Below are 21,875 nucleotides of genomic sequence, written 5' to 3'. Positions count from 1 at the left end.
CCTGTGACTGTTACAACTGCCCTTTACCGCAGGTACCGCCCGGACTCGTTCGCGGACGTTATCGGGCAGGAACACGTCACGGAGCCGCTCATGACGGCGCTGCGCAAGAACCGCGTGAACCACGCCTACCTTTTCTCCGGCCCGCGCGGCTGCGGCAAGACCACGTCTGCACGCATCCTGGCCCGCTGCCTCAACTGTGCGAAGGGCCCCACGGATACCCCGTGCGGCGTCTGCCCCAGCTGCGTCGAACTTGCCCGCGGCGGAGCCGGCTCCCTCGATGTCATCGAGATCGACGCTGCCAGCCACGGCGGCGTGGACGACGCCCGCGACCTCCGGGAACGAGCCACCTACGCTCCCGTGCGGGACCGCTACAAGATCTTCATCATTGACGAGGCCCACATGGTCACCTCGGCGGGCTTCAACGCCCTGCTGAAGATCGTCGAAGAGCCGCCGGAACACATCAAGTTCATCTTCGCCACCACAGAGCCGGACAAGGTCATCGGGACCATCCGCTCGCGAACTCACCACTACCCGTTCCGGCTGGTGCCGCCTGAACCGCTCATGGCCTACCTCGAGCAGCTCTGCCACCAGGAAAACGTCCCGGTGGCCCCCGGAGTGCTGTCGCTGGTGATCCGCGCCGGTGCGGGGTCCGTCCGGGACTCGCTGTCCGTGCTGGACCAGCTCATGGCAGGCGCCGGACCTAACGGCCTTGATTACGAGCTCGCGGTGGCACTTCTCGGTTACACGCACGCCTCGCTTCTGGACGACGTCGTCGAAGCAATCGCCGCTTCCGATGCCGCCACCGTCTTCCGCGCTGTGGACCGCGTCATCCAGACCGGCCACGATCCCCGCCGCTTCGTGGAGGACCTCCTGGAGCGCTTCCGCGACCTCATCATCGTGCAGGCCATGCCGGAAAGCGCCCAGGCCATCCTCCGCGGCATGCCGGCCGACCAGATCGCCCGGATGCAGAGCCAGGCACACAATCTCGGTGCGGCTGAGCTGTCTCGCGCGGCGGATGTCACCAACACCGCCCTGACGGAGATGACGGGTGCCACATCGCCGCGCCTGCACCTGGAACTGCTCTGCGCCCGCATCCTGCTGCCCAGTTCCGAGCAGACCGAACGCGGTATCGCCGCGAGGATCGACCGCGTGGAGCGGCGCCTGAACTACGCGGGGTCCGACGCCGGTGCTCCCGCCGCGGTTGCGGTCGCGCCAGCTCCCGCTGCGGTGGCAGCCACGCCTGTTCCCGCTGGGGCTGCTCCGGTTGCGGCTTCTCCGGTTGCACCGGCTCCGGCGGCAGCTTCGGCGTCAGTTCCTGCCGCTCCGGCCGAGGCAGCTCCTGCGTCCAGCGCGCCGCAGGTGGGCCCGCCCAGCATCCCAGTCGCACCCACGGGGCAGGACGCACCCGGACGCGAAGGATCGGCGGCACCGGACGCGCCCGGACGGGAAGCCCTGGCCGCACCACGGATCACCACCGGTGACTGGCCCATGGATGACGCCACCGCGCGCCACCGCCCGGCCCCGGACGCGCACGACGGCCAGGACCGGAACTCCGTCGCCCAGCGTCCCACGCCCTCACAGGCCCCGGAGTCCACCCCACGGCCTGACCAGGCCCAGCGCCACGAGGCCCCGCGGCAACAGGCCCGAGGCCCCGAGCCGGTTGCCGCGCAGGCGGCCCCGGCGGCTTCCGCACCGCAGTCTCACACCCAGCCCTCTTCCAGCGCAGCCTCTGCGGGTGCAGCTCCCTCCGGGGCAGCTTCCGCCGGCACGGCCCCCGCCGGGGCGCATGCCGACGTCGAGGTGCTGCGCCGCGCCTGGCCCGAGGTCTTGCAGACCGTGGCAAAAATCAAGCGGAGTACCTGGGCGCTCGTGGAGCCCAACGCCCAGGTTGGCCAGTTCGACGGCCAGGTCCTGACGCTCGTCTTCACCACCTCCGGGCTGGCCGGTGCATTCGGCCGGGCAGACCACTCCGAGAATCTGCGCCAGGCCATCCACAAGACGATCGGCATCGACTGCCAGATCACCGCGGTGGCAGGCGCCGGCAGTTCAGCGAGCTCTGAACCAAACCCAAAAGCGCCTACTAGCCGGGACGTTCCGGCTACCACCACGGACGCTGACTGGGGCCTGGCCCCTGGCTCAGGGGGCTCCGGAGAGCCGGAGCCCGCCCCTACCCGCCCTGCGGCATCTGGCTCGGCTCCGGCGCCGGGTTCGTCCACCGTACCCGCGGCCGGGCATGCCCCTGCGTCTTCGCCGGAGCCCTCTGCGGTGTCCGCGCCGCAGTGGTCAGGACCGACCATCACGGCATCCCGATCGGACACCGCGCCCCTCACCGGCGCCGGCAGCGCTGCGGGAGCATCCGGCAATGAACCGTCCGCACTCCCCCAGCAGCCTGACCCGCAGCCTGTTGCCACCCAGGTGCCCGCCACGCAGAGTGTCGCCACACAGCCGTCCGGCGCCCCGTCCGCTGCCGCGCCGCCCGTTGCCGCGCAGCCGTCCGGCGCCCCGTCCGTTGCCGCCCAGCAAGAGGCGGCACGCGGACCTCAGCAGCAGGCCGGCGATTACTCCTATCCGGATGACGACTGGGGCCCTCCACTCGACGAGGACGCACCTCCGCTGGACGAAGAGCCTCCCATGGACTGGGAGCCGTCGCGCCAAGAGCAGGGCAGCCCCGCGCCATCGACGGCGCCGGAGAAAAAGGCGCCGGCGGTAAACCAGCCTGCCGAGCCCGCACCCCCGGCCGCGCAAACCCGCGGAAAAACTGCAGCCCCGGCGCGGGCAGAGCGCCAGCCTGCTCCAGACACCTCGACTGATCCGTGGTCTCGTGCTGTCGAGCAGACGCCTGGCGTATGGGCTCTAAGTTCCGAAAGCAACGTGGGCAAAAAATCGGCCGCGGCTGACATCGACCACGACGAGGAGTCGACCGGCTCCGCTGCGCCGGTGTACCCGCCCGCCGCTGCCCAGTTGCCGCGTGCCGGCGGGGACGCCGCGGGAGGCCAGCTGTCCAGCACCCCGGGCGGGAGCGCCACAGGTGAAGGCGCCCCGGGTGTGAGTGGCCCAGCTGAAAACGCCGCTGCTGAGCGCGCGCCGGAAACAGCCGAGCGCGGTGTCCCCGAGTTCGAGCCTGCCTACGCCATGGCTTCCGCCCCGGCGGCTGCCAGCCAGGAGTACGGAGCACCCACCCCGGCCCAGGGTGTCCGCGCCCCCGCCGCCACCGCTGCCACCGACGCCGCCCCGGTCCGCGTTCCCGTATTCGCCTCCGGCCCGGCAGTGCAGGCAGGACCGGCAGTTTCGGCCGGCCCCTCAGCGCAGGCCGGACCAGCGGTACAGGCCCGCCCCTCAGTTGCCGCTGCCCGCACCGCAGCACCGGCGCCGGAGCCTGTAACCGAGACGCCCGCAAGGGGCAAGCTGAGCCTCTACCAGAGGCTCTCCAACAGCCCGGAGGCCGAGGCGGGCCGGGCCAAGGCGCCCGCGCGGAGCACCGAGGAACCGGCACCGTACGTGCAGGACATCCCCAGCGCCGATGACGAAACCATCGAGGAGTCGGGCGTCTTTGGCCGTGCCGCCGTCGAGCGTATTCTGGGCGGAAAGCTCATCGAAGAACGGTCGCTGGACGGCAGCCCCCTGGTGCCCCGGTACTAGGGGGCGGCACCCGGCCCTGAAGGAGCTCCTGCCCGGAGCGAGGACCAAGGGCCGGACAGCTCGCCCCGCGACGTACCGGTACCCCGTCTGGCGGTACCGGCCATCTTTCAACCAAGCAATCGAGGAAAAAGTGTACGAGGGTGCAGTTCAGGAGCTGATCGACGAGCTCGGACGTCTTCCCGGGGTGGGACCGAAGTCGGCGCAGCGCCTGGCGTTCCACATCCTGGAGGCAGACCCCCAGGACATGAAGCGGCTGGTGGAGGCCATCACCACCGTCAAGGAACGGGTCAAGTTCTGTGCCGCCTGCGGCAACGTGACCGAGCAGGAACTCTGCAACATTTGCCGCGACCCGCGGCGTGACCCCTCCGTCATCTGCGTCGTGGAGGAGTCCAAGGACGTGCTGGCCGTGGAGCGCACCCGCTCATTCCGGGGCCGCTACCACGTGCTCGGCGGTGCCATTAACCCAATCGCCGGCGTCGGCCCGGAGCAGCTCCGGATCCGCGAACTCCTCAACCGGCTCAGCGATGGCGCCGTCCAGGAGATCATCATTGCCACCGACCCGAACCTGGAGGGCGAGGCTACGGCCACCTACCTGGCGCGCATGCTGCAGTCCATCGGCATAGCAGTAACGCGGCTCGCTTCCGGGCTGCCCGTCGGCGGCGACCTCGAATACGCGGACGAAGTAACCCTGGGAAGGGCCTTCGAGGGCCGCCGGAACGCCCTCAGCTGACCGCAACGGTCACAATTCCACAGCGGGCGGACCACAGCGATAAACTGGGTATGCCGCCGTGCCGTAAGGCCACCTGGCCTCCAGAACTCCAATTTGATCCAGTGAGGGTGCACGCATGAGTATGCCCAGTACCGATGTGAAAACCGAACCGCGGCCGCAGGAGCTGCCCGCAGATGCCGCTGCCACCACGCAGCTCATTGTGCAGAAGTTCGGCGGCTCGTCGGTGGCTGACGCTGACGGCATCAAGCGCGTGGCCAGGCGCGTGGTCGACGCCCAGAAGGCCGGCAACGAAGTCGTCGTCGTCGTCTCCGCGATGGGTGACACCACCGACGAACTCCTTGACCTTGCCGGCCAGGTCACCGACTCAGCCCCAGCCCGGGAGATGGACATGCTCCTCTCCGCCGGTGAGCGCATCTCCATGGCCCTGCTGGCCATGGCCATCAACAAGTTTGGCGCGTCCGCGCAGTCCTTTACGGGTTCCCAGGCCGGCATGATCACGGACGGAATCCACGGCAAGGCCCGGATCATCGACGTCGACCCGCACCGCATCCGCACCGCCCTGGACAAGGGGCACATTGCCATCGTCGCCGGGTTCCAGGGCATGAGCCGCTCCACGAACGAGATCACCACCCTCGGCCGCGGCGGTTCGGACACGACGGCGGTGGCCCTCGCCGCCGCCCTCGAGGCTGACGTCTGCGAGATCTACACCGACGTTGACGGCATCTACACCGCGGACCCCCGCGTGGTGCCGTCAGCCCAGAAGATCGACCGCATCTCCAGCGAGGAGATGCTGGAACTGGCCGCGTCCGGCGCCAAGATCCTCCACCTCCGGTGCGTCGAATACGCCCGGCGGTTCGGCGTGCCGCTGCATGTCCGTTCCTCATTCAGCCAGAACGAAGGCACTTGGGTCCTGCCCGGCGCCGATGACAAGATCACGACTCAAGAGGGAGTTGCCTTGGAGCAGCCAATCATCTCCGGTGTTGCGCACGACCGCTCGGAAGCAAAGGTCACCGTTGTAGGTGTTCCGGACATCCCCGGCAAGGCAGCCGCGATCTTCCAGGTCATCGCGGACGCGCACTCGAACATCGACATGATCGTCCAGAACGTCTCCACGCACGGCACCGGCAGGACGGACATCTCCTTCACGCTGCCCATCGTCGAGGGCGCCGACGCCCTTGCCGCCCTCCGTGCTGCGCAGGCCGAGATCGGGTTTGAAAGCATTGAGTACAACGAGCAGATCGGCAAGCTGTCGCTGATCGGCGCCGGCATGCGCTCCCACCCGGGCGTTTCGGCCACCTTCTTCAAGGCCCTCTCCGCAGCGGGCATCAACATCAACATGATCTCCACCTCGGAAATCCGCATTTCCGTGGTGACCCATGCAGACCTGCTCGATGACGCAGTCCGCGCCATCCACAAGGCATTCGACCTGGACAGCGAAGCCGTTGCCACCGTCTACGGGGGCACCGGCCGCTAAAGGTCCCGGTCGGGCACTGCGATTCAGTGCAGACAGAAGCCCCGGTGCGCTCACGCGCACCGGGGCTTCTTCGCTTCATTAAAAGGCGTTGTCACTTATCCAGGTCGCCCTTGCGGACAGCGTAGTGGTGCCCCTCCGAGTCGGTCTCGACTTCGAACTGGGCCAGATCGCTTTCGGAAGCATGCTCATAATCGTCATGCAGGTGAACCACCGGCGTAGCTGAGTCGCCGACGGCGGCAGGGCCGAATACGAACCGTAGCCTGTCTGTCAGGTTCATAAAGCCACTGAGCACATGTGCCACAAGTCACACCCCCTTCCCTGCGTGAAGGCGGAGAGCGTCTGCCCTTCGACTGCCAGTGCCCTTATTTTACGCCGGGACCCCGAAAAAGAACCCCGGCAGGTGCAGTCTCGCCACTGGCTAGAGTCCGGCCGCCGGGCACGGCCCGGCGGCGGCTAGCGCAGGGACTTGTCGTCGGGGTTGCGGGGCACCACATACGTGCTGCCGTCCGGGCGCCGGACCGTTTCCCACTGCTGGGTCTCGGCCTCGCGCTGGGCGAGCAGTTTGCGGTTCTCCTCGGTCATGTCGTGCACCAGCGAACTCCTGTTGGCGGGGCCAAAAACCGCCCTGAGCTTGCCCGTTGCCCGCATGAACCTCTGCGCGCCGTTCTCTTTTGCCACGGTGTCCACTCCATTCCACGACTACTGCCAGAATCAAGGATACACTGATGATTAGTGCACTAACGATCGAAAGGGATGCCCATCGCCACCCGCCCGCAACCCCCTGCCGCCGGGACTGCCGGAACAGCCGCAGTGCCCGCTTCCGAGCAGGACGACCTCCTTCTGGAACGGCAACTGTGCTTCGCCCTGACCGTCGCCTCGCGCAGCGTAGTGGGCGCCTACAAGCCCGTGCTGGACAGGCTGGGGCTCACCCACCCCCAGTACTTGGTCATGCTGTGCCTTTGGGAGTCCAGTCCGCGCTCGGTCCGCGATATCAGCCAGGCCCTCCTGCACGAGCCTGCGACCATATCCCCCCTTCTGCGGCGCCTGGAAGCGGCCGGCCTCATCACGCGCAGGCGCGTGGCGGGGAACGAGCGTTCCCTGGCAGTGGACCTGACTTCGCAAGGGGCGGCCCTCCGCCAGCAGGCCACGGCAGTTCCCGGGACCATGATGGCCAAGCTGGGCCTCAGCCGGGACCAGGTGCAGAGCCTGCATAGCTCCATGATGGACGTGATTGCCGCCACGGGCTCCGCCCGTGGCTGATTTCCTCTTTGCTTGTCAACCGGTCCACGCACGACGCCGGGACTCACCACCAGCGGTGAGTCCCGGCGTCGCCCGTCTTGGGACCAACGGCACTATGGCACCGGCCGCACCGCCACCGGTGAGCGGACGGTGTTGTCGCCTGACGTCCACGTCAGGGATCCGGTGGAGTACGCATTCAGCGGAGCCCCAGCGGTAGTGAACGTGATGGTGACCGTGGCGCTTTCACCCTCCGCCAGCGTCACTTCTGCCGGACTGACAGTGGCTGTAATGCCCGGAAGGGTGATCGCTGCCCGGTAGGTTCCCGCCGTCACCGCCGTGACCCGCCGGGTGACCGTCTGGCTGCCGGACATGGCCCCCAGTGCCACCGAGGGAAGGTTGACGTCCTTGGCCGCTATGGGGGCGACGCCAAGGTCGATTCCCTGTCCCTGGAGGAAGCCCATCCAGTCACTGATGCCGGCGTCGTAGACGAGCCCAGGGGAGTCGAACCGGGCGGGATCAACATGGCCGGCGCCCTGGGCAAAGACGTCATGCACTTTAGCGCCGGCCGCATTGACCAGGTCGTAGGCAGTGGTCATGATGGCGGATTTCACGGCCGCCGGGGACCACTTCGGGTTCTTGCCGAGCAGCAGGGCTCCCGAGCCGGCGATGTGCGGCGACGCCATCGACGTGCCGGAAAGGAAGCCGAAATTCTCGCCCTTGAACCCTATGGGAGAAACAGCGGCAAGCACCGCCACGCCAGGCGCCGCAACGTCAGGCTTGAGCAGGTCCCCGTTGGATGCCAGGGTGGGTCCGCGCGAGGAGAATTCGGCAATCTGCGGCACCGGCGGGGGTGCGGTCCCGGTGGTGTCGGTGGCTTTGAGGCTCGCTGTCATGCCAGGTGTCGCGGCCACCATGGCCTTGATCTTCGGGTTGCCCGTGTGAACCGTGGGCACGGCGTGCAAGTCGGCGTCCAACGACCCCGGCGTCAGGTTGACCAGGACCATGCCCACACCACCTGCGCGCTTGACCTCCGCGCTCTTGTCCACGCGCGCGATCACACCGCGGTCGCAGACCACGATCTTGTCGGCAACCTTGGCCGGGTCCAGGGAGTTGGCCGCGCACAGTGCCGCATCCGCAGCCGGGGCCGCCGCCGCCTTCACGTCCACGGCCAGCACGATCGGCTTGGCGTCCACCTCGCTGCTCATCACACTGGCACCGCGGAACTTGCCTCCGCCCGACAGTTCCACGGTTCCAAGCAGTGAGTTGTCGAACGTCGAGGCCGCCACGCTGGTGATCCAGGGTCCGGCATGGTTGACGGTCGAGGCCGTCGGACCGGAGTTGCCGGCGGAGGCGGCCACAAAAATCCCTGCGGCAGCGGCGTTGAGGAACGCCAACGAAACGGCATCGACGGTGGAGTTGTTGTTACCCGAAATGGAGAAGTTCAGCACGTCCACGCCGTCGAGGACGGCATCCTGGATGGCGTTGAGAATGTCCGACTCGACGCACCCGGTAGCCTCCGGAATGGCGCCTTCCCAGCAGACCTTGTAGACGGCGATCTTGGCCGCCGGCGCAACGCCTGAGCTCTTGCCAAAGTCCCGGCCGCCCACCGTCTGGGTGACGTCACTGTTTCCGGCTGCGGTGCTGCTTGTGTGGGATCCGTGGCCGTTCACGTCCAGCGGCGAGAACTTCTCGCTCGGGGACCGGAATTCCGGGGGGACCGCCGCCTTGTAGGCCTTGTCGTAGAACCTGGCACCGATGACCTTGCTGTTGCATTCCGTGCCGTCGAAACCGTCGCCGGCTACGCAGTCACCCACGAACGTTCCGCCGTTGGCCTTGCGCATCGCGATCACGTTGCCCTGGAGGCGGTACGGCACGCCGACGTCCGGGGTGCCGGACAGCGGATCGACGGGGTCGCCGGTGAAGAACGGGTTGTCGGGCGTGTAACCGGTGTCCACCACGCCCACGACGACGCCCTTGCCCGCCTCATCGGTGCCGCCGAACTGCTGGTCCCACACGCCGTCGCCGCCGGGAAGTCCAAGGAAGTCGGTGCTCGAGTAGTCCGGCTTGCGCATGCTGTCCGGGACCACGGCCAGTACGCTGCTGTCGCCGGCGAGCGCCTTGGCTTGCGCCGCGGAAAGCACAGCGCTGAAGCCGTTGAGGGCCAGGGTGTAACTCCTGTCGATGGTCACGCCCCTGGATGCCGCCGCCCGCCGCTGCTTGGCCCTGAGGTGAGTATCGTATTTGCGGGAGTTGGGGCCGGCGGGGTTCAGCTTCTTACCCTTCGGCACCGCCGTGCCCGGGATGCCCGGGACACCGCCGGAGTAGGTGGCAAGCGGCTTGTCCTTGAGCATCACGATGTAATGGCCGTCGTTGAGTGGAGATGCCGCAGGCTGGGCGGCGGTTGGCTGGAGAGCGGCCAGCTGCGCCGATGCAGGTGCCGGAGCCGCCGCCGTTGGTCCGGCGAGGCCCTGGCCAATGACCATGGCAAGGGCTACGGCGAAGATGGCCGGCAGCCTACTGCCGTGTCCGGGGCGGGTAGTGGATTGCTGAGGGATCATGGAGGATGCCTTCCTTGGTTCAGGACCTGTAGACCTTCGGTCCCACGAACTGGACGCTCTGCCCCCCATGGGCGTCATCACTATTTGGTTATGCCGCGCACCCGTTGATGTCAGAAAGATACCGCGGACGCCCTCAAGAATCGATACCCTTCCGTTAGCAATTGCCGGGTACCGTTATCCGGCCGTACCGGACGGCCCGGGGCCCCGACGGTAGAATGAGAAAAACTTGAGGAGACCCGGCATGCGCAAGCAACTGATTTCTGTGCTGCTCGCCCTCGCAGCGACGGGCGGTCTCGCGGCCTGCACCCCGAACACCGGAACCGGCCAGCCTTCGGCCACCCCCGGGACCACCACCGGCTCGCCGGGGACCTCGTCGCCCGGGACTTCTTCGCCGGGCACCGAGAGCCCGGGCACTGAAACCCCCGGCACGGGCACTCCCAGCACTCCGGCGCCCGGCTCCACACCGCCCGACGCCGAAACGACGGTCCCGGCGCCCGCACCCCCTGCCGCTGCTCCCCTGCCGTCCGGGCCCGGCGCCGGCGATGCCGAACTCTCCATCACGGTCAAAGCGTCAAAGGACGGCAAGGCCGCCAATTACACGCTGGTCTGCAAGGGCGGGGCGGCGATGGCAGAGAGCCAGCACCCCAACGCTGCAGCAGCCTGCACGTCACTGAAGGACAACGCGGCCATCGTGAACCCCGCCGCGCCGCCCAAGGGCATCTCCTGCACGCAGCAGTATGGCGGGCCGCAGGTGGCCACCGTGACGGGCGAAGTCAATGGCACCCCTGTGGAGACCTCCTTCGCCCTGCGGGACGGCTGCCAGATCGGAGCCTGGAACGCCGCCAAGGACATCCTCGGCGCTGCAGGCGGGGCCCCCTAGCACCGTGGCAGGTACCGCATTGACGATCCCCGCCGCCCAGGTCCTCCCCTCCACTGACTGGAGGGAACGGGAAGCCGCCCACGTGCGCCGGGTGCGCCGTTACGCCGATCCCTACCTTGCCCGTCGCTCCGCGGGGCGGAAGCATCCCGTGGAGGACTTCCTCTTCACGTACTACACGCAAAAGCCCGGCCAGCTGCTGCGCTGGCATCCCGGTGACGGTGTGGTCCTCTCCGGAACGGAGGCGGCTGCCCGCAAGGACTGGAAATACTACAAAGCGCTCGACGGCGGTGAGCTGGCCAGCGCGGGCCTCCCGCCCGGCAGCACCGCGGTGGCGCTCGACCGTCGGTCGTTCCTGGCCGAACGGCGCGAGGCTCTGCTGTTTGCCCGGATCATCCTGGCCGGAACAGCCGCGCGGCCGGCGCAGTTCGGCTGCTTCGGCCTGCACGAGTGGGCCATGGTCTACCGGCAGGAGAAGTTCGAGCTGCGCCACGAGTACCTTAAGCTGCGGCTGGGCGGCGCGGGCACGGACAGGGTGGTCGAGGACAACAGGATCCGCTGCTCGCACTTCGACGCATTCCGGTTCTACACACCCGATGCCGTGCCCCTAAACGAGCTTTCCCCCAGCCGGGAGAACCAGCGGACCACGGAGCAGCCCGGCTGCCTGCACGCCAACATGGACCTCTACAAGTGGGCGTACAAACTCTCCCCTGCCCTGCCCAGCGAACTTGTCATGGACTGCTTCGAACTGTCCTGGCGGGTGCGGGCCATGGACATGCAGGCCTCCCCCTATGACCTCACAGACTGGGGCTACCCGGCCATTCCGATTGAGACCCCCGGCGGCAAGGCTGCTTACGTGGAGCAGCAGCGCGCCTTCTCGGCCGAAGCCCAGGAGCTGCGCGGCAGGCTGATGGCCGCCCTCGCGCCGCTCTTCGGCAGCCTCGGAACGGAGACCGAACGATGAGCGGCACACCTGCATTGCCGGGCGCAGGCCCGGACGCGGACCTTCCTCCGGACGCAGACCTTGAACTGACCGTCGCCCTCACCCACGCCCCGGGCGGCCCGGAACACGTCTTTGTCCTGGTCAGCCGTTCAGGCGAACTGGTGGAATCAACCCTGCCGGATCCAGCGGCGGCGATTGCCGCCGTCGGACGCTTCGGCGAACGGATCTTCTTCCCCGAACCGGGCCCGCCCAGGCTGTGCACCCAGCAGTACGGCGGCCCCCAGGTGGCCGTGGTCACCGGCACCTTCAACGGACGCACTGTGAACTCCCGGTTTTCCATGACGGACGGCTGTGAAATTGCCCGCTGGCGGGCGCTGTCCCCGCTGCTGGGCGGGGTGGCCGGGTCCACCGGCGCCATCTGACCCGTGCAACATCTGAACCCCTGCGCGGTCCGGACTGCCTGTACATCCTTGGCCGCGTCCAGGAAGAGTTCCTGTCCACATATCGCGACTTCAGAGGCGTTAGCGCCCACTATCTGGACGAAAAACTCCAACCAAACGCGCGGGTGGGCTCCCCGAACAGAAGCATGGCACGGCGAAGGCCGGCGGGACCTTGGCATTTTGCGCCACGCCCGCCGGCCTTCGCTGTGGGTCCCCCTCGGGAGCCCGGTTCCGGGACCTTCCTAGATGGAGTTATCCGGTGACCGCGTCAGGTCCTGGTTCTGGACCTTTCCCCGTTCCTTCTTTTTCTTCGGATCTTCCGAAGCCGGTGCAACCGCGACGGCGCCGCCCTCCTTCACCACGACGCTCACGAACGTCGGGGCGCTGGACCCGTCGAAGGTGATCCGCCCGATGTAGGAACCCGGCGCCAGGTTCTTCCAGGTGAGGGTGAGCTTCCCGCTGAGCCCGTTCCCTAGGCGGACCGGATCAGGAGTCACGGTGGCGTTGCCCTCATTTGCTCCAAGGACCGCAGCGTCCACCGAGGCCTTGGTTGCCTGCTGGTTGGGGCTGTCGTAGAGATTCACGAACATCTGGTAGCTGCCGGCAGCAGGGTTCGGAATCGAGACAGACTCACTCGCCGAGGCCGTGGCGACCACAATTGCCTGCCCGTCCGGCGTGACCACCACCAAGTCGAAGTCCGCGTTCTCGTCCGCGGAAATCACGGACAGCTTGGCCAGGGGCACGCCGGCCGGAACTTCCACCGTCTTGACGAAGTTCGAGGCGTCGGCCTCGTACCGGAAGGGACCGGGTACGAGCTCGATGGCCGAGGAGTCCGCCTTCGACAGGCCGTCGAGCGTCACGTTCGTGCGCGAGTTCGAGCCCGAGACGATGCCGATGTTCCCGGAACCGTTGGCCCCTTGGGAGGTGAACGCAATGTTCTTGGGAGCAACCACCGACTGCGGCCGCACCGCGATCGGCGAGGTCACGGTCTTGTTGGCGCCCCGCCACGTGAGCGAACCCGCGGCGAACTCGCCCAGCTTGGCGCTTTGGTTTTCGAAGGCCACCTTGAACGTGCGCTTCTCGCCTGCCGCGCTGAAGGACAGGACCGACGGCGTCACCGTCACCTTCACTCCGGGCACGCTGGCCTTTGCGCTGTACACACCCGGGGTAAGCGCAGTCACCGTCCGGGTGACCTCGATCCTGCCGGCCAGGTTTCCGAGCGAGAAGGACGGGACGTTCATGTCGCGTGGCCGCGTGCTGCCGAGGCCGGGCATGCCCAGGTCCATGCCGGTTCCCTGGATGAACCGCAGGTAGTCGTCGGTGGTGGCGTCGTACACGAGGCCCGGATCCAGGACGCGGGCGGGGTCCACCTGCCCCGCACCGGTGGCGAGGACGTCCGTGTTCTTACTGCCGTCTGCGAGCTTGACGTCGCTGGCCGTGGTCATCATGGCCGACTTCACGGCGGCCGGGGACCAGGCGGGGTTCTTGCCCAGGATGAGGGCACCAAAACCGGCCACGTGGGGCGAGGCCATGGAGGTGCCGGACATGAACCCGAACTCGTCGCCGCCGGCACCGATCGGCGATACACCGGCAAGGACAGCCACACCGGGTGCGGCGACGTCGGGCTTCAGCAGGTCAGAGTCGGTGGCAAGGAGCGGTCCGCGGGAGGAGAAGCCGGCGATCTGCGGCTGCGCCTCGGCGGGCAGTCCCGTGGTGTCCTTGTTGACCAGGGAGACCGTGATGGCCGGGTTCGCCGCCACCTTGGCCTTGATGGTTTCCGTGGCAGGCGGATTCACGTGCACGGTGGGGACGGAGTGCTTGTCGGTGTCGAGTGATGATGCGGCCAGGTTCACGAGGATCATGCCCACCCCGCCGCCGCGCGCAACCTCGGCGCTCTTGGCCACCCGGTCATAGACGCCGCGGTCGCAGACCACCACCTTGCCGGCGATCTTGGCCGGATCGAGGGAGCCGGGGGCGCAGAGTGCAGGATCGGCGGCCTGTCCGGATGCTGCCTTGGCCGCGAGCACAACGCCTGCGCCCGCCACCTCACGGTTCATGATGCTGGCGCCGCGGAACTTGCTGCCGTCGGAGAACTCCACGGTGCCCTGCAGTTCCTGGGAGAAGCTGCTGGCCGCAACGGTGGTAACCCACGGCTCGCCATGGTTCACGGTGCTGGCTTCGGGGCCGGAGTTACCCGCGGAGGTGGCCACGAAGATGCCGGCTGAGGCAGCGGACAGGAACGCCATGGACACCGGGTCCGTCGTGGTGGAGGTGGTGCCCGAGATCGAGTAGTTCAGGACATCCACGCCGTCGAGTACGGCCTGGTTGATGGCGTCGACAGCGGCCGAGGTGTAGCAGCCGCCGGTGTTGGGATCGCTGTCCTCCCAGCAGATCTTGTAGATGGAAAGCTTGGCGGCCGGTGCGATTCCGCCGGTCAGGCCGAAGCTGCGGCCGTCGACAAAGGTTTCCACGTCGGCGTTGCCGGCCGCGGTGCTTGCCGTGTGTGTTCCGTGGCTTCCCACGTCGACCGGCGAAATCAGTTCCTCCGGCGCCCGGTCCTGCTTGGCCACGGAGTCCTCGAAGGCGTCGGAGAAGTACCTGGCACTGAGGACCTTGGAGTTGCAGGCCGTGCCGTTGAACTCTTCGCCCTTTTGGCACTCGCCCTCGAAGGTGCTGCCGTCTGCTTTCAGCATCGCGATGTTGCCGCCATCGGTGCGGTAGGGAACGCCTACCTGCGGATTGCCCTTGAGCTGTGCAACGTCATCGCCGGCGAAGAACCGGCTGCCCGGTGTGTAGCCGGAGTCGATGACGCCCACCACAACGCCCTTGCCGGCGCCGGCCTTGCCGCCGAACTGCCTGTTCCACGTGCCATAGGCTCCGCTGAGCTTGAGGAAGTCCGTGGTGGAGTAGTCCGGGGCATGCTGGGTGTCGGGTGCCACCACGAGGACCCCAGGGTTCTTGGCAAGGTTCACGGCCTGGTCGGCAGTAAGCCTGGCGGTGAATCCGTTGAGTGCCGCCGTGTATTTGCGGCGGATCTGCACGTTTTCCTTCTCAGCCAGCGCGGCCTGTTTCGCCTCCAGATGGGCCTGGTACTTGCGCACCTCTGCCCGGTCGGCATCGAGTTTGTGGCCGGACCGCGGCTTTGTGGCCTGCAGGCCCGGAGTGCCGCCCTCGTAGGTGGCGGCGGGCTTCTCGGTCAGGACCACAATGTAGCGGCCGGCCGAGTAGGCGTTGGGGTCGACGTTCTTTTGCTGAGCGGCCGTCGCCGCAACCAGCGACGGCGCCGCGGTTGCCGGCAGTGCGCCGACTGACGAAAGAAGCAAAGGCAAGCCGACAACCAGTGCCACTGCTTTCCCGGCCCCCCGGCTTCGGAATAAGCTTTTTCCTGCTGATTTCACGAGTGGTTGGAACCTTTCCTAAGGAACAGCCCCGGCTACATTGCCGGGCGCAGGCGGCAACGACACGTGAAGATGACAGGTCCTGTCGATCCCAGCAATCGTCGACCGATCACCACAGTACCTACTGAGAGCCCTATATGACATAGGGCACAATCCACCAATTTACTTTTTTGTCACCCCCTTGACAGGTGCATCAAAAAGCAGCGGCAGGCGCCCGGAAAGGGCACCCGCCGCTGGGAGTTAAAGTCTGTACTGCCGCCCCGCCGGGAGCTACTGCCGGGGCGTGCGGACCACCTCACTGATCCACTGGCGCGTCTTCTCGTCGACTGGCCCGGCCACCCGGTCACGCCCGGCAACGCCACGGCCAACACGGCGCCCAACGCGGGTCTGCCCGGCACCGCCCGACCCGGCATTGTTCTGGCGGGCTGCGCGGTCGGCTTTGATCTTCTGGAACACCATCCTCCCGAGGCCGGCGAACACGGCGACGGCCATCACAGGCAACAGGACGGATTTCGAATTCTCAGCCATTCCGCAATCCTACTGAGCGTGCCCCCGGCGGACCAGAGCCGGCGTCGCTGTTCCCTCTGCGCGGCGTCCGCCGCACCGAATACGGAGTGGTGCGCCGCGGCCGGTAGAATAGGCATGCAAGCTCGCGGAGCGCCCGTCCACACCATGCCATTTGAATGCCCTGCCATTTGAACCGGCCAGGCAATTTCAGGAATGGCGTGAGACGGCACCACTCCGCTGCGCCCTTACCCAATGCACACGCACAGGAGTTACCGGATGCCCCGGATCGTTGTCGACGTCATGCCCAAGCCCGAGATTCTGGACCCGCAGGGGAAGGCCATCGTGGGAGCACTCCCCCGCCTGGGCTTCACCAGCTTTAGCTCTGTACGCCAGGGCAAGCGTTTCGAACTGACCGTTGACGGCGAGGTGACCGAGGACATCCTGGCCCAGGCCCGCGATGCCGCCGAAACCCTGCTGTCCAACCCGGTGATCGAGGACGTCGTGAACGTCGAGGTCGTCGAGGCCTGAGATGACTGAACTTCCCCTGATCGGCGAGGCTGTCGCCGTCGCCGCCGAGCCGCGCCTGGCGGGCGCGAAGATCGGCGTCGTCACCTTTCCCGGAACCCTCGATGACCGGGACGCTTCCCGCGCGGTCCGACTCGCTGGCGGCACGCCCGTGGAGCTCTGGCACGGAGACTCCGAACTGGGCGACGTCGACGCCGTCATCCTGCCGGGCGGATTCTCCTACGGCGACTACCTGCGCGCCGGCGCCATCGCGCGCTTCGCCCCGCTGATGTCCAAGATCATCGACGCCGCCAACTCGGACGCCAAGCTGCCGGTGCTCGGCATCTGCAACGGCTTCCAGCTGCTGACCGAGTCGCACCTGCTGCCCGGCTCCATGATCAAGAACGACCACCTGAAGTTCATCTGCCGCGACCAGGTGCTGCGGGTCGAGAACAACAGCACCTACTGGACCGGGGACTACGCCGCGGGCCAGGAAATCACGGTGCCGCTGAAGAACCAGGACGGCCAGTACATCGCGGACGAGAAGACCCTCGACGCCCTCGAGGCCGAGGGCCGCGTGGTGTTCCGCTACGTGGGCTTCAACCCGAACGGCTCGCGCCGCGACATTGCCGGCATCTCGAACGCCGCCGGCAACGTGGTGGGCCTCATGCCGCACCCGGAGCACGCCGTGGAGGTGGGCTTCGGCCCCGAGTCGCTGGATGGTATCGGCGGGTCCGACACCGAAGGCCTCGGTCTCTTCACCTCGGTACTGAACAAGATTGTGGGAGTGAACTAATGACCGAGATCTCAACAAGTTCGATCACCGAGACCAAGAAGTTCAACATCGACACGGTCGAGCACGCGGCCAAGACGCCGGACACCGAACTGCCGTGGGCCGAGCTCGGCCTGAAGCAGAACGAGTTCGATGAGATCGTCAAGGTCCTGGGCCGCCGCCCCACCGGCGCGGAACTCGCCATGTACTCGGTGATGTGGAGCGAGCACTGCTCCTACAAGTCCTCGAAGAACCACCTGCGCCAGTTCGGCGACAAGGTGACCGACGAGATGAAGAAGGACATGCTGGTGGGCATCGGCGAGAACGCCGGCGTCACCAATCTGGGCGACGGCTGGGCCGTGACGTTCAAGATCGAGTCCCACAACTCGCCGTCGTTCGTTGAGCCGTACCAGGGTGCCGCCACCGGCATCGGCGGCATCGTCCGCGACATCATCTCCATGGGCGCCCGCCCGATTGCTGTGATGGACCCGCTGCGCTTCGGCGCCATCGACCACCCGGACACCGCCCGCGTCATGCACGGCGCTGTAGCCGGCATCGGCGGCTACGGCAACTCTCTCGGCCTGCCGAACATCGGCGGCGAGATGGTCTTCGACTCCGTGTACCAGGGCAACCCGCTGGTCAACGCCCTGGCCGTAGGCGTTATGCGCCACGAGGACATCCGCCTGGCCAACGCCTCCGGCAAGGGCAACAAGGTGGTCCTGTTCGGTGCACGCACGGGCGGCGACGGCATCGGCGGCGCCTCGGTGCTCGCCTCCGAGTCCTTCGACGACACCAAGCCGTCCAAGCGGCCCGCGGTCCAGGTGGGCGACCCGTTCGCCGAAAAGGTCCTGATCGAGTGCTGCCTTGAACTGTTCAAGGGTTCGCTGGTTGAGGGCATCCAGGACCTCGGCGCCGCAGGCATCTCCTGCGCCACGTCCGAGCTCGCCTCCAACGGCGACGGCGGCATGAACGTCGAGCTGACCTCTGTCCTGCTGCGCGACCCCACGCTGACTCCGGGCGAGATCCTGATGTCCGAGTCCCAGGAACGCATGATGGCCGTGGTGACGCCGGAGAACGTCGAGGCCTTCGAAGCCGTCATGGACAAGTGGGCCGTGGAGTACGCCTGGCTGGGTGAGGTGAGCGACAGCGGCCGCCTGATCATCACGTGGGAAGGCGAAGTGATTGTCGACGTCGACCCGCGCACCGTGGCCCACGACGGCCCGGTCTACGACCGCCCGTTCGCCCGCCCCGAGTGGCAGGACGCCCTCCAGGCCGACTCCTTCACCGGGTCCGACCAGGACGCCGGCCGTCCCTCCGCCCCGGCGGAACTGGCCGCGGCCGTCACCGAGCTCGTGGCCTCGCCGAACATGTGCGACAAGTCCTGGATCACCAACCAGTACGACCGGTACGTCGGCGGCAACACTGCCCTGGCGTTCCCGGACGATGCCGGCGTGGTCCGCGTGGACGAGGAATCCGGTCTGGGCGTTGCCCTGGCCACCGACGCCAACGGCCGCTACACCTACCTCGACCCGTACCATGGCGCCCAGTTGGCACTGGCCGAGGCCTACCGCAATGTGGCCACCTCCGGCGCCGTGCCGATGGCCGTCAGCGACTGCCTGAACTTCGGTTCCCCCGAGGACCCGGACGTCATGTGGCAGCTGGCCGAAGCCATCCGCGGCCTCTCCGATGCCTGCATGGTGCTGGGCATCCCCGTCACAGGCGGCAATGTCTCGCTGTACAACCAGACCGGCACCACGCCGATCCACCCCTCCCCGGTGGTGGCAGTGCTGGGCAAGCTCGACGACGTCGCCCGCCGCACGCCGTCGGGCTGGCGGGAAGACGGCGCAGCCATCTACCTGCTGGGCACCACGGCGGCCGAGCTGGACGGCTCCGAATGGTCCAACCTGCGCGGCCACCTCGGCGGTTTGCCGCCCAAGGTTGACCTCGAGGCCGAGCGTGCGCTGGGCGAGATCCTGATCAATGCGTCCCGCGACGGCATGGTGGACTCCGCCCACGACCTCTCCGAGGGCGGCCTTGCCGCGGCCCTCGTCGAAGCGTCGCTTCGCTACGGCGTTGGCGCCCGGATCGCGCTGCAGGATGTGCTGGACCGCGACGGCGTGGACCTCTTCACCGCGCTGTTCTCCGAGACCCAGGGCCGCGCCGTCGTGAGCGTTCCCCGCTCCGAGGAAGTCCGCTTCAAGGACATGTGCACCGCCCGCGGTTTCGAGCACCTGCGCATCGGCGTGGTGGACGCAGCCAGCGGACAGTTGGAGATCAACGGCGTGGACACCCTCTCGCTGGACGCCCTCCGCGAAGCCCACGAGGCCACCCTGCCGAAGTACTTCGGCTAAGGCCCCACCAATCGATTGCTCCGTAGCTGCCCTTCTGACCCGTCAGAACGGCAGTTACGGAGCACTCGTTGTTTAACGGCCGGGCCGCCAGCCGGCCTGGACCAGCGCGCTGCGGACTTTGGCAACGGCTGCCTTGCCGTCATTGAGCATGTGACGCTTGGAAATGCGGACTTCCGTCCAGCCCAGAGCGGAGTAGCATTCCGACCGCGCGATGTCGCGCTCAATCTGCAGCTCGTCACCGTGATGCTCCCCTTCATACTCGATGCCGACGCGGTACTTCTCGTAGGAGAGGTCCGGCTCATGGTGCCGCCTGCCGTCGTTCGAAAAGATCGGCACATTCAATGCCGGCTCCGGAAGCCCCGAACGCACGATCGCCAGTCGGAGCTGGGTCTCCTGCGGTGAGTCCGAGCCCACCCGAATCAGCCTGATGGCCTCCTTCGCCTTGCGGAGTCCCCGTTTACCCTTGTGCCTATCGATCATGCGCTGGAGGTCCGCCAAGGCACATAGCGGCTGGTCCCGGCCCTCCAATTCCGGACGCGGGACGCGGACACAACTGTCGCCCATGGCCACGAGTTCGTCCACGGTCAGCATTTCCGCCATGTCCAGCCAGGTGCGTTCCGGCGTGGTAACGGGGATGCCGTCGAGAACCGTGACTTCGTCATCATAGAGTTTCATCCGGTGCACGATGACGTGCGGCCGGTTCAGGTGGGCTGCCCCTTCGGGCCTGATGACGTCGTACATTTCGGATACCCCTTTTCGCCGTCGGCGCGGCAGGTTGAGGAGCTCCGCCGCGGTGAGGTGCGATGCGGCGCACCGCTCATTGACCTCGATGAAGGGCCGCACCCGGATGCTCAACGGGAGCTCCGCCGTCGGGCTTGCTGCACGGATACCCCTGCCCAACGCGGTGAGCGAGCGGTGCCGGAGCCGCTTCGAAGTAATGCCTGCACGGCCGGCCTCACCAACGGTGAAGGGCCGGTCCTGGAACTTGTTCGGCAATGGGCGTGCGGTCTTCATGGCTACATCAGAACAGAAAGGTGTCCGGCCCGCAGAAGTTATCCACAACCCCAATCGAGTGCTCCGTAGACGCCCTTATGGGGCCTCAAAAGGGCGATTACGGAGCACTCGATGGGATCAGTCCTCGCTGTGGATCTCCCGCTGCCGGGCACTCAGCAGCTCCAGCTCGGGCCGGAAGGCCACGAAGCGTTCAACGGCGGTGAGCACCTCAACGAGGTGCGCCCGGTCCGCGGCGACCAGGCCGGCGCCGATCCTCGCGCGGCGATACTGGTCGTGGTCCCCCACCTCGGCCACGGAAACGTCGTAGCGTCGTTTGACCTCTGCCAGCAGCGGCCGCACGACGGACCGCTTCTCCTTGAGGCTGTGCACGTCGCCGAGGAGGATGTCGAACTCGATCCAGCCGATCCACATGCCCTTAATGCTATCGATTGTCCCTGCCGGCAACCGGTGGGGTTTAAATCGTAAGTTCGCCCATCGCGTCCCAGCCGTCGCCTTCGAGCTGGCGGCTGATGATTCGCGGGGTCTCCGCGAGGGCCTGCGGCATGTCCGCCATGGCTTTCTTGAAGTGGGCGCTGTTGACATGGTCCCCGGCGGCATCGTCCTTGAACGCTTCGACCAGGACGAACTCGTTGGGGTCGTCCACGCTGCGGGACCAGTCGAACCACAGGTTGCCCGGCTCCTTGCGGGTGGTCTCCGTGAAGTCAGCCACGAGGCCGAGCCATTTGTCGGACCAGTCTGGCTTGACCTTGAACTTGACCACGATGAATATCACGGGATTTATGCCTTTCCTTGGGTTTGTGCGTTCTGTCCGGAGGCGAGCGCCTGCTCGCACTCCTCGATGGCCTCGCGGGCATACTTCTGCTGGGCCGGGGTTCCGACGCGTTCGGCCCACTGCTCGGCCAGCTGGAACTCCACGAGGGCCGCGGTGAGCCGGCCTGCTCCGTGCAGAGTCCAGCCCAGGTTGTTGTGCAGCGCCACCATCCAGCGCTTGGTCCGCTCGTCGTGGACCGTCGAGGCGTACTCCAGGGCGCTGCGGGTCCAGAGCTCCGCGTGGGCGGAGTCGGCGATGGCCAGCATGTGCAGTGCGTCCACGGCCAGGAACTCCTCGCCAAGATGGTCGCCGAGCTCGGCCGCCTGCTCAAACAGTGGCACCGCCATGGCCGCGTGCCCGCTCGCGTTCAGGACCCGCCCGCGCTCCAGCAGGACGCGGACACCAACCGTCGGCTCGTCCCCGTCGATCGAGTCGAGCAGGGCATCGGCCTCTTCGTAGCGACCCTGAAGCCCGATGGCCCGCCCCAGCTGCGTGGAGAGTTCTGCCCGTTCGTCGGCGTCGTATCGGGGGTCGGCCAGCGCGTCCCGGAAACGCTGCTCGGACAGCTTCGGATCCTCGAAGTTCCACAAAAGGTCAAGGCTCTTTTGGTCCAGCATG

Annotated in this window: 19 protein-coding genes; 10 read left to right on the top strand and 9 right to left on the bottom strand. The window is 67.1% G+C overall.

Annotation, left to right across the window (positions count from 1 at the left end; translation table 11 throughout):
• Positions 1-3 precede the first annotated feature (3 nt).
• The 3 genes from G9E11_RS07560 to G9E11_RS07550 all read left to right on the top strand — a co-directional run bounded on the left by G9E11_RS07560 (position 4) and on the right by G9E11_RS07550 (position 5,843).
• A complete protein-coding gene (locus G9E11_RS07560; protein WP_190604440.1) occupies positions 4-3,639 on the top strand; it encodes a DNA polymerase III subunit gamma and tau in 3,636 nt (1,211 codons plus the stop codon).
• 130 nt (positions 3,640-3,769) lie between these two features.
• A complete protein-coding gene (gene recR / locus G9E11_RS07555; protein ID WP_190604438.1) occupies positions 3,770-4,369 on the top strand; it encodes a recombination mediator RecR in 600 nt (199 codons plus the stop codon).
• A 115-nt stretch (positions 4,370-4,484) separates the two neighbouring features.
• Positions 4,485-5,843, top strand: a complete 1,359-nt coding sequence (locus tag G9E11_RS07550; protein WP_190604436.1) for an aspartate kinase — start codon at positions 4,485-4,487, stop codon at positions 5,841-5,843.
• Between the two features lie 91 nt (positions 5,844-5,934).
• On the opposite strand, the gene G9E11_RS07545 is transcribed toward G9E11_RS07550, so the two are convergent.
• Both G9E11_RS07545 and G9E11_RS07540 read right to left on the bottom strand, forming a co-directional pair.
• A complete protein-coding gene (locus G9E11_RS07545; protein WP_194717977.1) occupies positions 5,935-6,120 on the bottom strand; it encodes a hypothetical protein in 186 nt (61 codons plus the stop codon).
• A 176-nt stretch (positions 6,121-6,296) separates the two neighbouring features.
• Positions 6,297-6,491, bottom strand: coding sequence for a hypothetical protein (locus tag G9E11_RS07540; RefSeq protein WP_194718022.1), 195 nt, complete (start codon positions 6,489-6,491; stop codon positions 6,297-6,299).
• A gap of 105 nt (positions 6,492-6,596) precedes the next feature.
• Here G9E11_RS07540 and G9E11_RS07535 point away from each other — a divergent pair, with 105 nt between their 5' ends.
• Complete coding sequence (locus tag G9E11_RS07535; protein WP_190604432.1) at positions 6,597-7,103, top strand: MarR family winged helix-turn-helix transcriptional regulator; 507 nt, start codon at positions 6,597-6,599, stop codon at positions 7,101-7,103.
• Between the two features lie 92 nt (positions 7,104-7,195).
• Here G9E11_RS07535 and G9E11_RS07530 read toward each other — a convergent pair whose 3' ends face one another.
• Positions 7,196-9,640: a S8 family serine peptidase gene (locus G9E11_RS07530; RefSeq protein ID WP_190604430.1), complete on the bottom strand. Its 2,445-nt coding sequence runs from the start codon at positions 9,638-9,640 to the stop codon at positions 7,196-7,198.
• Positions 9,641-9,881: 241 nt separating this feature from the next.
• Here G9E11_RS07530 and G9E11_RS07525 point away from each other — a divergent pair, with 241 nt between their 5' ends.
• From G9E11_RS07525 to G9E11_RS07515, 3 genes are read left to right on the top strand one after another with little or no spacing between them, the layout of a single operon-like run.
• Entirely contained in the window at positions 9,882-10,520 is a 639-nt protein-coding gene (locus G9E11_RS07525; RefSeq protein ID WP_190604428.1) for an SSI family serine proteinase inhibitor, read from the top strand.
• A 19-nt stretch (positions 10,521-10,539) separates the two neighbouring features.
• Positions 10,540-11,481 carry a 3-methyladenine DNA glycosylase gene (locus G9E11_RS07520; RefSeq protein WP_194717976.1) on the top strand — a complete coding sequence of 314 codons (942 nt, stop codon included), beginning with the start codon at positions 10,540-10,542 and terminating at the stop codon, positions 11,479-11,481.
• Positions 11,478-11,882, top strand: a complete 405-nt coding sequence (locus G9E11_RS07515) for a serine protease inhibitor (RefSeq protein WP_190604426.1) — start codon at positions 11,478-11,480, stop codon at positions 11,880-11,882. The genes G9E11_RS07520 and G9E11_RS07515 overlap by 4 nt, the downstream gene beginning before the upstream one ends.
• A 260-nt stretch (positions 11,883-12,142) precedes the next feature.
• Here G9E11_RS07515 and G9E11_RS07510 read toward each other — a convergent pair whose 3' ends face one another.
• Together G9E11_RS07510 and G9E11_RS07505 are read right to left on the bottom strand one after the other, a co-directional pair.
• Positions 12,143-15,229 (bottom strand): S8 family serine peptidase, encoded by a 3,087-nt coding sequence (locus tag G9E11_RS07510; protein WP_246468812.1) that lies wholly within the window; start codon positions 15,227-15,229, stop codon positions 12,143-12,145.
• A gap of 339 nt (positions 15,230-15,568) precedes the next feature.
• Positions 15,569-15,826 carry a hypothetical protein gene (locus tag G9E11_RS07505; protein WP_190604424.1) on the bottom strand — a complete coding sequence of 86 codons (258 nt, stop codon included), beginning with the start codon at positions 15,824-15,826 and terminating at the stop codon, positions 15,569-15,571.
• Positions 15,827-16,081: 255 nt separating this feature from the next.
• Here G9E11_RS07505 and purS point away from each other — a divergent pair, with 255 nt between their 5' ends.
• Genes purS through purL form a run of 3 tightly spaced genes read left to right on the top strand, consistent with a single transcriptional unit; the run spans position 16,082 to position 19,432 of the window.
• The gene (purS, locus tag G9E11_RS07500; RefSeq protein ID WP_003798434.1) at positions 16,082-16,333 is read left to right on the top strand and encodes a phosphoribosylformylglycinamidine synthase subunit PurS; all 252 of its coding nucleotides are present in this window, start codon (positions 16,082-16,084) and stop codon (positions 16,331-16,333) included.
• Position 16,334: 1 nt separating this feature from the next.
• Entirely contained in the window at positions 16,335-17,105 is a 771-nt protein-coding gene (gene purQ / locus G9E11_RS07495) for a phosphoribosylformylglycinamidine synthase subunit PurQ (RefSeq protein ID WP_190604421.1), read from the top strand.
• Positions 17,105-19,432 carry a phosphoribosylformylglycinamidine synthase subunit PurL gene (gene purL / locus G9E11_RS07490; RefSeq protein ID WP_190604420.1) on the top strand — a complete coding sequence of 776 codons (2,328 nt, stop codon included), beginning with the start codon at positions 17,105-17,107 and terminating at the stop codon, positions 19,430-19,432. Before purQ ends, purL begins: the two co-directional genes overlap by 1 nt.
• Positions 19,433-19,504: 72 nt before the next feature.
• Here purL and G9E11_RS07485 read toward each other — a convergent pair whose 3' ends face one another.
• The 4 genes from G9E11_RS07485 to G9E11_RS07470 form a co-directional block, all read right to left on the bottom strand.
• Positions 19,505-20,446: a hypothetical protein gene (locus tag G9E11_RS07485; RefSeq protein ID WP_246468810.1), complete on the bottom strand. Its 942-nt coding sequence runs from the start codon at positions 20,444-20,446 to the stop codon at positions 19,505-19,507.
• Between the two features lie 117 nt (positions 20,447-20,563).
• Positions 20,564-20,857, bottom strand: a complete 294-nt coding sequence (locus G9E11_RS07480) for a DUF503 domain-containing protein (RefSeq protein ID WP_190604417.1) — start codon at positions 20,855-20,857, stop codon at positions 20,564-20,566.
• Positions 20,858-20,900: 43 nt separating this feature from the next.
• Positions 20,901-21,218, bottom strand: coding sequence for a putative quinol monooxygenase (locus G9E11_RS07475; RefSeq protein ID WP_190604415.1), 318 nt, complete (start codon positions 21,216-21,218; stop codon positions 20,901-20,903).
• A gap of 5 nt (positions 21,219-21,223) precedes the next feature.
• Positions 21,224-21,874 carry a tetratricopeptide repeat protein gene (locus G9E11_RS07470; RefSeq protein ID WP_190604413.1) on the bottom strand — a complete coding sequence of 217 codons (651 nt, stop codon included), beginning with the start codon at positions 21,872-21,874 and terminating at the stop codon, positions 21,224-21,226.
• Position 21,875 lies beyond the last annotated feature (1 nt).

Origin of the sequence: Arthrobacter ipis (assembly GCF_014694315.1) — a bacterium.
Classification (GTDB): Bacteria; Actinomycetota; Actinomycetes; order Actinomycetales; family Micrococcaceae; genus Arthrobacter; species Arthrobacter ipis.
The sequence above is the reverse complement of the archived record's forward strand: the minus strand, read 5'-3'. Positions and strand labels throughout refer to the sequence as shown.

Coding starts and splice junctions, on each gene's coding strand:
- G9E11_RS07550 (WP_190604436.1), top strand. CDS start 4,485: ATGAGTATGCCCAGTACCGATGTGAAAACCGAACCGCGGCCGCAGGAG.
- G9E11_RS07545 (WP_194717977.1), bottom strand. CDS start 6,120: ATGAACCTGACAGACAGGCTACGGTTCGTATTCGGCCCTGCCGCCGTC.
- G9E11_RS07540 (WP_194718022.1), bottom strand. CDS start 6,491: ATGCGGGCAACGGGCAAGCTCAGGGCGGTTTTTGGCCCCGCCAACAGG.
- G9E11_RS07535 (WP_190604432.1), top strand. CDS start 6,597: ATGCCCATCGCCACCCGCCCGCAACCCCCTGCCGCCGGGACTGCCGGA.
- G9E11_RS07530 (WP_190604430.1), bottom strand. CDS start 9,640: ATGATCCCTCAGCAATCCACTACCCGCCCCGGACACGGCAGTAGGCTG.
- G9E11_RS07525 (WP_190604428.1), top strand. CDS start 9,882: ATGCGCAAGCAACTGATTTCTGTGCTGCTCGCCCTCGCAGCGACGGGC.
- G9E11_RS07515 (WP_190604426.1), top strand. CDS start 11,478: ATGAGCGGCACACCTGCATTGCCGGGCGCAGGCCCGGACGCGGACCTT.
- G9E11_RS07505 (WP_190604424.1), bottom strand. CDS start 15,826: ATGGCTGAGAATTCGAAATCCGTCCTGTTGCCTGTGATGGCCGTCGCC.
- purS (WP_003798434.1), top strand. CDS start 16,082: ATGCCCCGGATCGTTGTCGACGTCATGCCCAAGCCCGAGATTCTGGAC.
- purQ (WP_190604421.1), top strand. CDS start 16,335: ATGACTGAACTTCCCCTGATCGGCGAGGCTGTCGCCGTCGCCGCCGAG.
- purL (WP_190604420.1), top strand. CDS start 17,105: ATGACCGAGATCTCAACAAGTTCGATCACCGAGACCAAGAAGTTCAAC.
- G9E11_RS07485 (WP_246468810.1), bottom strand. CDS start 20,446: ATGAAGACCGCACGCCCATTGCCGAACAAGTTCCAGGACCGGCCCTTC.
- G9E11_RS07480 (WP_190604417.1), bottom strand. CDS start 20,857: ATGTGGATCGGCTGGATCGAGTTCGACATCCTCCTCGGCGACGTGCAC.
- G9E11_RS07470 (WP_190604413.1), bottom strand. CDS start 21,874: ATGCTGGACCAAAAGAGCCTTGACCTTTTGTGGAACTTCGAGGATCCG.